The 6,793-nt window shown below is 58.9% G+C and carries 7 protein-coding genes; 4 read left to right on the top strand and 3 right to left on the bottom strand.

Translation table 11 applies throughout. The features are described from left to right. The first annotated feature begins 370 nt into the window (after positions 1–370). Together VB144_13720 and VB144_13715 are read left to right on the top strand one after the other, a co-directional pair. The gene (locus tag VB144_13720) at positions 371–805 is read left to right on the top strand and encodes a hypothetical protein (GenBank protein MEA4884684.1); all 435 of its coding nucleotides are present in this window, start codon (positions 371–373) and stop codon (positions 803–805) included. Positions 806–907: 102 nt separating this feature from the next. Next, positions 908–1,660 carry a hypothetical protein gene (locus VB144_13715; GenBank protein ID MEA4884683.1) on the top strand — a complete coding sequence of 251 codons (753 nt, stop codon included), beginning with the start codon at positions 908–910 and terminating at the stop codon, positions 1,658–1,660. A gap of 69 nt (positions 1,661–1,729) precedes the next feature. On the opposite strand, the gene VB144_13710 is transcribed toward VB144_13715, so the two are convergent. Then, positions 1,730–3,826 carry a PA14 domain-containing protein gene (locus VB144_13710; GenBank protein MEA4884682.1) on the bottom strand — a complete coding sequence of 699 codons (2,097 nt, stop codon included), beginning with the start codon at positions 3,824–3,826 and terminating at the stop codon, positions 1,730–1,732. A gap of 327 nt (positions 3,827–4,153) precedes the next feature. On the opposite strand from VB144_13710, the gene vsr reads away from it, so the two are divergent. After that, positions 4,154–4,585: a DNA mismatch endonuclease Vsr gene (gene vsr, locus VB144_13705; GenBank protein ID MEA4884681.1), complete on the top strand. Its 432-nt coding sequence runs from the start codon at positions 4,154–4,156 to the stop codon at positions 4,583–4,585. A gap of 166 nt (positions 4,586–4,751) precedes the next feature. On the opposite strand, the gene VB144_13700 is transcribed toward vsr, so the two are convergent. After that, positions 4,752–4,949, bottom strand: coding sequence for a DUF4928 family protein (locus VB144_13700; protein MEA4884680.1), 198 nt, complete (start codon positions 4,947–4,949; stop codon positions 4,752–4,754). 34 nt (positions 4,950–4,983) lie between these two features. After that, positions 4,984–6,255 carry a DNA cytosine methyltransferase gene (locus tag VB144_13695; GenBank protein MEA4884679.1) on the bottom strand — a complete coding sequence of 424 codons (1,272 nt, stop codon included), beginning with the start codon at positions 6,253–6,255 and terminating at the stop codon, positions 4,984–4,986. 251 nt (positions 6,256–6,506) lie between these two features. On the opposite strand from VB144_13695, the gene VB144_13690 reads away from it, so the two are divergent. Continuing rightward, on the top strand, positions 6,507–6,793 hold a 287-nt coding region (locus VB144_13690), incomplete at its 3' end, for a hypothetical protein (GenBank protein MEA4884678.1).

The raw sequence follows: 6,793 nt of genomic DNA, 5'->3' as shown, positions 1-6,793 counted from the left end.
TGCGCACGACGTGAGACGCGCACGACGTGAGACGCGCACGACGTGAGATGCGCACGACGTGAGATGCGCACGACGTGAGACGCGCACGACGTGAGACGCGCACCACGTGAGACGCGCACGACGTGAGACGCGCACCACGTGAGACGCGCACGACGTGAGACGCGCACGACGTGAGACGCGCACTAGATGGAAACGTCAGGCGTTGCCTGACGCAGTACGGAATTCGTACTGGTTTCGGGTGTGACCAGTACGGATTCCGTACTGCGGTCTGCGGAATTCGCCAGCGGTCGGGTGCGAAGGCGGTGCGATACGCACATTAAGGCCCCGAAAGCCCCAATATGTATGTAAAGCACTAACATAATGGAAAAATATGTACGATCACGGCGACCTTATGGCGGTTTTGCCCGGAGAGCAGTACGCTTTCCGTACAGCTCTCCGGCCATCGCAGTACGAATTCCGTACAAGCTGCTCCATTCGCATTGATGGAGGGTCCTGTGTTCGCATACACCCGTGCACCCACGCCTACGCTCACGCCCACGCCTACGCCCACGCCTACGCTCACGCCCACGCCTACGCCCACGCCTACGCCCACGCCTACGCTCACGCCCACGCCTACGCCCACGCCTACGCCCACGCCTACGCCCACGCCCACGCCTACGCCCACGCCTACGCCCACGCCTACGCCCACGCCTACGCCCACGCCTACGCCCACGCCTACGTCTACGCCCACATCCGCCCGCGTGCCTTCCATCGCGTGTGCCTGCACATGCCTGTCGCGGGTTTCGGGGATGGCGCGTGGGTCTGACCACGAAATCACCGTGGGGGCTAGTCACCATGGGCGATTCCAGCAACTTCCCAATCGTGCTAACATGCTGACGACATTGCTGTGATCGGGGAGGATATCATGTTGATTGGAGGACGGATAGGGGGATGGGTACTATCGCAGTTGCTCGTTGCTCCAGGCCTTAGCCTACAGTCCAAGGCGGTGTATCAGGCAATTGATCGAATGCAGCCCCGTTCCATCACCACGCTCGGCCGGATCGTCTCCACGCGCAGAGATATCGTGGAGAGGGAATGCAGAGCGCTTGAGGCAGCTGGATGGCTGATCATGCTATCTGAGAAGGGGTGCAGCATTCCTGTGGCAACCGTTCCTGATCCACTGCAGGTCGTTATGGTGCAGATGCTGGAGGAAGAGCGGGATCGTGCGTTCGCGAGAGGCGAGTGCATCATGAAGAAATGGTTGGATCTGATGATAATCACGCATGATTTCTTCGACAACAGCCGCCCCCCTCACCTTGATAGTGCCAGCACCATGGGGCGCCTTGAGTGTGATAGGGAGTACACAGTAGGTGTTGTGTTCGAGTTCAATGGTCAGCAACACTACGAGACAACGCCGCAGTTTCCCAGTGAAGTTGAGCTTGCGAACAGGCAGACGAGGGACCACATCAAGTCAAGCCTGAGCCTGAAACACAACGTCAAGCTCATAGAGGTAGTCGAAACAGATCTGCGGCTTGATCGAATGCAGAGCAAGATCCCGAGCATCCTACCTATGAGAAAGATCGATCCAGCATGGACCTATGTTCAAGGGCTCTCGCGGGTCAGCAATGGATACATACTCAACTGCTTAAGAGGACGCGCCCGGGACCACAAGAACAAATAGGCTCTTGGCTACGCCGACTGTTTCCATGGCTGCGTCGACTGGATTGTGTGAATGAGCCTCGGCTTCACTCTACTGCTTTTTCCATTCCACATTCAGATAAGCCTCTCCCCATCGTTCAAAGTAGTGAATCTCGATCTTGTGCACTCCCTGAGACATATGCCTTCGCGCTACATGCCGGCCGTCGTCCTGCGCGTACCAGGCGTCAACTACCAGTGTGCCATCAATCCACATCCTTGCACCGTCGTCGGATACAACGGTGAACTCATAGGCGCCAGAGTTAAGCGGGACCTGAGCTGTGAAGCGGGCTGAGAAACAGTTGGAGTTGATGGCTGGCGCCGGGTTTCCAGATCCCCAGGAGTGGCTGAACTTGTCCTCCCATCGCGTGACTGCTGGAGTGCCTGCAACCGATGGCGATCCGAAGAGCCAGTCGTAGTTGAAATAGTCGCAGAGCACTCGGTGCGTCGCGGTGAAAACCGCCTCGGGTGATTGCTTCGTTACCACTGCTTGGGATGGCGTGAACGTGAACCATTGGCTGCTTGGCCTCACGACTACACTGCCCTCAAGATCGTCCTGCTGCCAGTAGCCGAACGTGTCGGATGTGGCCGATGAATATGGGCTGCTGAGCTCAAGGAGGATGCCATCGACCCCGATGTCGCTGGGGTTGACAATGCATCCACTGGCGGTGAACTGCACCAATTCCCCAGCAAAGTCGGAATCTCTCGACGGCCCTTCTAGGCTTTGCGTGGAGGGCGAGAACCGCCAGCCCTTCTTGTACGGCGAAGCAACGATCTGACCGTGGAGCCCGCTGATGGTCCACCTGCCGTCGCTGCCCGTGGCGACCGCAGGCCAGCCATTCGTGAACGAAATGGCCACGCCTTCCACTGCCTGCCCATTTTCATCAGTGACACGGCCAGATGCGGAATACGTCCCTATGAAGCCCATATCATCCGCAGCTCGCGACGTCTTCAATACCTCGGGGACGAAAGCCCAGCCTTCCTTTGCAGGAGTGATGGTGAACTCGCTTGCGCGCCAGCCTCCATCTGCGCTCGTGGATATGGGGGCGGAATCGGCCTGGAGCGCTATGGACACGCCTTCTATGGCCGCGCCCGATGGATCCACGACCCTCCCTGAGAAGGCCGAGGGCAGGGCCGATGCGGACGCCGACGTGAATGCCGATGCTGACGCGGGCACTGACGCTGAGGCGAGGTCCTGCGGCGAGTAGTACGCGATAGTGCGTACTATCGTCTCCACAGTCTCTTGGCTATCGCCTCCTTCCACCTGTAGTTGGCAGTCGCGTCTGATCCAGTTTCCACTTGAGTCGAGCAAGTAGGAATACTCATATCTGCGGGCCGCACTGGCAGCTTCAACTGGCTGTGGGCTATTGTCGTCATCCGGACCTTCGGTTGGCGCGTCTCCCGAATCAGTCACCTCTGCGGCTGTGATCAGTCCGGAGGTGTTCACATAGTACCTTGTGCTCCTTGTTCCTGGGTGTGGGGCGCCAATGGGTACAACTCGAACTGCCTCTGTCGCCTCAGGTTGGTCCCACATGTAGACGAATTCCTCATACGTGCTATGCGGCTCCCCTGGAACATGGAGTATTCGAGACGCGAGTCGCCCTGCGCTATCGTAATGGCAGACCACACTTGCCCGGACTTGCGGTTTCGCATCGCGCCATGTCTCTGTCACGGTATTTGCAGTAGCATCGCGTGTGTACTCAATAGAACCGATGGGCGTGCCATCAGGCGCGGCGATCGAAACCTCGGATACCGTTCCATTCGCATCGCGAACAAGATTCCAAACCAGCCCCATGAGGGCTGTATCAGCAACACCAGGCGTTTCCGTGAACTCCGGGCGTGTGCCTATTGTAACCATATGAAGCAGGTTGCCCGCGGCATCGTACATGGCGATTCCCGACGATGCCTCCACAAGCTGAGAAGCAGGCATGATGCTAAAGCCATCGAGACTGCCAGGATCGATAGGCGCCCCAGTGTCATCTGTCCACCACGCCATCAGCGCAACGGGACCCTTCGGCTTCTGGAGCGCCCAAACGCACTCCAGTCCCGGCTCTAGCGACGCGACGGACAGCGGTGAATGTGCAGCCTGCATGATTGCCGGTACTGCTAGGATCATCAACAGAAGAGCTGTCAGCGGCAGAGTTCGGCGCATCGCTAATCTCCTCCAGTCGGCCTCGCGCCAGGCAGTCCACTCAGCTGTCGAAGGGGACCAGCAGACGGCGGCGCCTTGGCGCGTGCGCACCTTGATTCTCCGGGAGGCTTGATACACCTCCTGCGATAATCCGGGGGTATTCGGTGAGGGACAGAAGTGGTGCGCAGTATTACATATTACAGTAGGAACCACGCCCACTATGAGAGAATACCGTCCTCATAGGCTCGTGCGTGCGGAACCTATCGTCGTATCGTTAGCAGCAGGTGGGTCTGGTGGGCGAGAGGCCAGCGCGCGTGTGGGGCGAACCTAGAGTCGAGGAGGACGTCAATGAGCGACACATTTGATCACGATACCAGGAGCTGGATCATGGCGCAGGTGAAGTCGCGCGACACGTCGCCTGAGATGCGTGTAAGGCGTGCGCTTCACAGGGCGGGGTACAGGTATCGGCTTCATCGCGCTGACCTGCCAGGTAAACCCGACATTGTGCTGCCCAGGTATGAAATGGCCATATTCGTGAACGGCTGCTTCTGGCATGTTCATGGCTGTAAGCGCACTCGCATTCCTGCGACGAATCAGAGCTACTGGACGCGCAAGCTGACGCGGAACAAGGAACGGGATCAGGCAGAATGGAGTGAGTTGGAGAAGATGGGATGGAGAGTCAGGGTGGTGTGGGAGTGCCAGGCAGATGCTGACATCGCCCGACTGCTCAACGAGTTGGCATTGCTTGGGGCCCACGGCGGCGCTCCCAGAGGCGCGTGACCGGAAGCCACGGAAACGGGCCCTGGTGAGGTGCGGTGGAGGTATGCCTAGTCCACCCTACAGCCTGTCCGGTACGATGATCTGAATTGACGTATCGGTCTCGACTGCTGCAACGCGCCGGTTGTACTCCTCCAGAAGAGCCCGGAGCATGCCCGCTATCCTCGCTCTACTGTGCTCGCCGAGTTCCCCTTGTGGTCCGACCGCCCTCAGTTGAGAGAGTGCGTCTTTCCCCGTAACGCTTCAGTATGGACTTGATGAGGGTTCCGCTGGCTTTTACCTGATTGCCATCGGTGATATAGTCGCTTTCCCGTATGGGAAATGTGTTTCTCATCTGCTCCAAGACTGCCAGCCCGGCACAGATCACGTATCTCCTCGGCTCCTCGTCGGCATTCGGGCACTCACTCTCGTACCAGTCGCTCAGCGTAGCTGGAAGCTGTTTCAGAGTCGTCAGATTTACCCCAATGCGATCTCGTCCATGTGACTGCCAGTTTTTCGGCAGCTGATCGCGACAATGACGCCTGATTGGACTGACCAATGGATGCTCCCCTAATGCCGCACTGTTCGGCTGCGCAGGCCTCAGCAAGAGGGAGCAGAAGGTGCTTTGATAGCCACTGCACTACCGGCACAGCAACTGCATCCCCCATCGCCCGATATGAGTTGTTGTAATTTGGCGGCAGCCAGTATGAATCAGGGACGCCCATCAGCCTGGCGGCCTCCCGAGGGGCGAGCAGCCTGGTGCGAACCGCGCCGCAGTCTGCAACCACCACGGTCTGTCTGCTCGATCCTCCCTGCGGAGTTCTCAGGCAGCCGGCTATTCCGTCGAACCGGACCTCCGCTCGCTGTCCGCCTGCTCTAGTACGTCTGTAAAGAAGGCCCACTGTTCTGCCAGGCTGAGACGCAGCCTGCTCCACCTTTGCCCGGTTCAGCGGAGACATCATCCCGAGCAGGCGCTCGGTCTCCTCGCGCGCATGCCACTGAGCCTCAGGGAGATCCTCGATCATCGTTTGAAGCGGCGCCACTGGGGCCTGTGGCACGGGCAGCTTCCACCAACGCCAGAGGCTGGCAATGGACTCAGGCAACTGCGCTGCAGCCAGCAGCACAGGGCTGGTGAACCAGTCTGATTGGGAAGGCGTCGACTCAACAAAGCGACCGCAATCTACTCTCGAATCCGCGGCGATTACGAACACTCTCGGTCTGGACTGCGGGAGGAAGCGTTTGGCATCCACAACGACAGCTCCGAACTGCAGGCCCAGTGCTGCCAATGACTCACACAGCCCCAGGAAGCTATCACCATACAGGAGCCCCACTACGTTCTCTAATGCAATGACGGGCGGGCGGTCAGCATTGTCGTATAGGTCGCGCATCATGCGCCAGAAGGCCCAGAAGGTTCCGCTTCTCCGGGCCGTCATGCCATGACGCCAGCCGGCCAGCGATAGGTCCTGACAGGGGAATGACGCCCATGCCATGTCGGCTCGGGGAGGCAACGATTCAGCGCGGATCTCCGAGACGTCACCTATATGCAGGTCGGCAGCTCCGAAATTGGCGGTATAGACTTCGGCTTTGCGCGGATCTATGTCGTTCGCCCAAACACAGCGCCAGTCGGTTCCGAGCCCGAGCCTGGCCAGCCCTGCCCCTGCGAAGAACTCGTAGAATGTTAATGGATTCGCCACGAAGTCTCTCCTCCTGGGCGGCGTGATGTGGCATTGTCGAATGCCCGAGAATGCGGGTTTCGCCTTGCGAGGTCCAATGCCCATTATACACTGACCCCGGAGCGACGCCGTGGCAGAACACGCGCTGACTAGCCCAGTCGCAGAGAGGACCACGCGAAAAACAGAACTGGCCATGTGAGGAATGTGGAGCGGCGAGTTGCTGCATCCGGTGGTCGGCGAATATCGTCAAATTGCACGATTCTTCCCCGTATATGCAGGGTAGAATAGCGAGCGGACTGATCTTCACGATAGTCTGGTCCAGAAGGAGCGTGCAGAAGGAAAAGACGCGGGTGACCATCGTCGATGAGGCCCACTATCTGCGCCACGAACTCCTCCATGAGTTTCAGATGCTCATGAGCTTCCACATGGACTCCAAGAACCTCGCCATGCTCATCCTTGCCGGCACTCCTGCGATTGTGCCAATGGTCAGGATCCGAGTCCACGACTCCTTCCTTCAGAGGATCGTGGTGCACCATGAGTTCTCAGGCCTGCGCTCGGA

It is taken from the genome of Clostridia bacterium (assembly GCA_034926675.1).
Classification (GTDB): Bacteria; Bacillota; DTU025; order DTU025; family DTU025; genus JAYFQW01.
Note: the sequence above shows the minus strand (reverse complement) of the source record. Positions and strands in the feature narration are given on the sequence as shown.

What these genes read in the sequence shown, in the direction of transcription:
- VB144_13720 (MEA4884684.1), top strand. Translation starts at nt 371, where the DNA reads ATGTACGATCACGGCGACCTTATGGCGGTTTTGCCCGGAGAGCAGTAC.
- VB144_13710 (MEA4884682.1), bottom strand. Translation starts at nt 3,826, where the DNA reads ATGCGCCGAACTCTGCCGCTGACAGCTCTTCTGTTGATGATCCTAGCA.
- vsr (MEA4884681.1), top strand. Translation starts at nt 4,154, where the DNA reads ATGAGCGACACATTTGATCACGATACCAGGAGCTGGATCATGGCGCAG.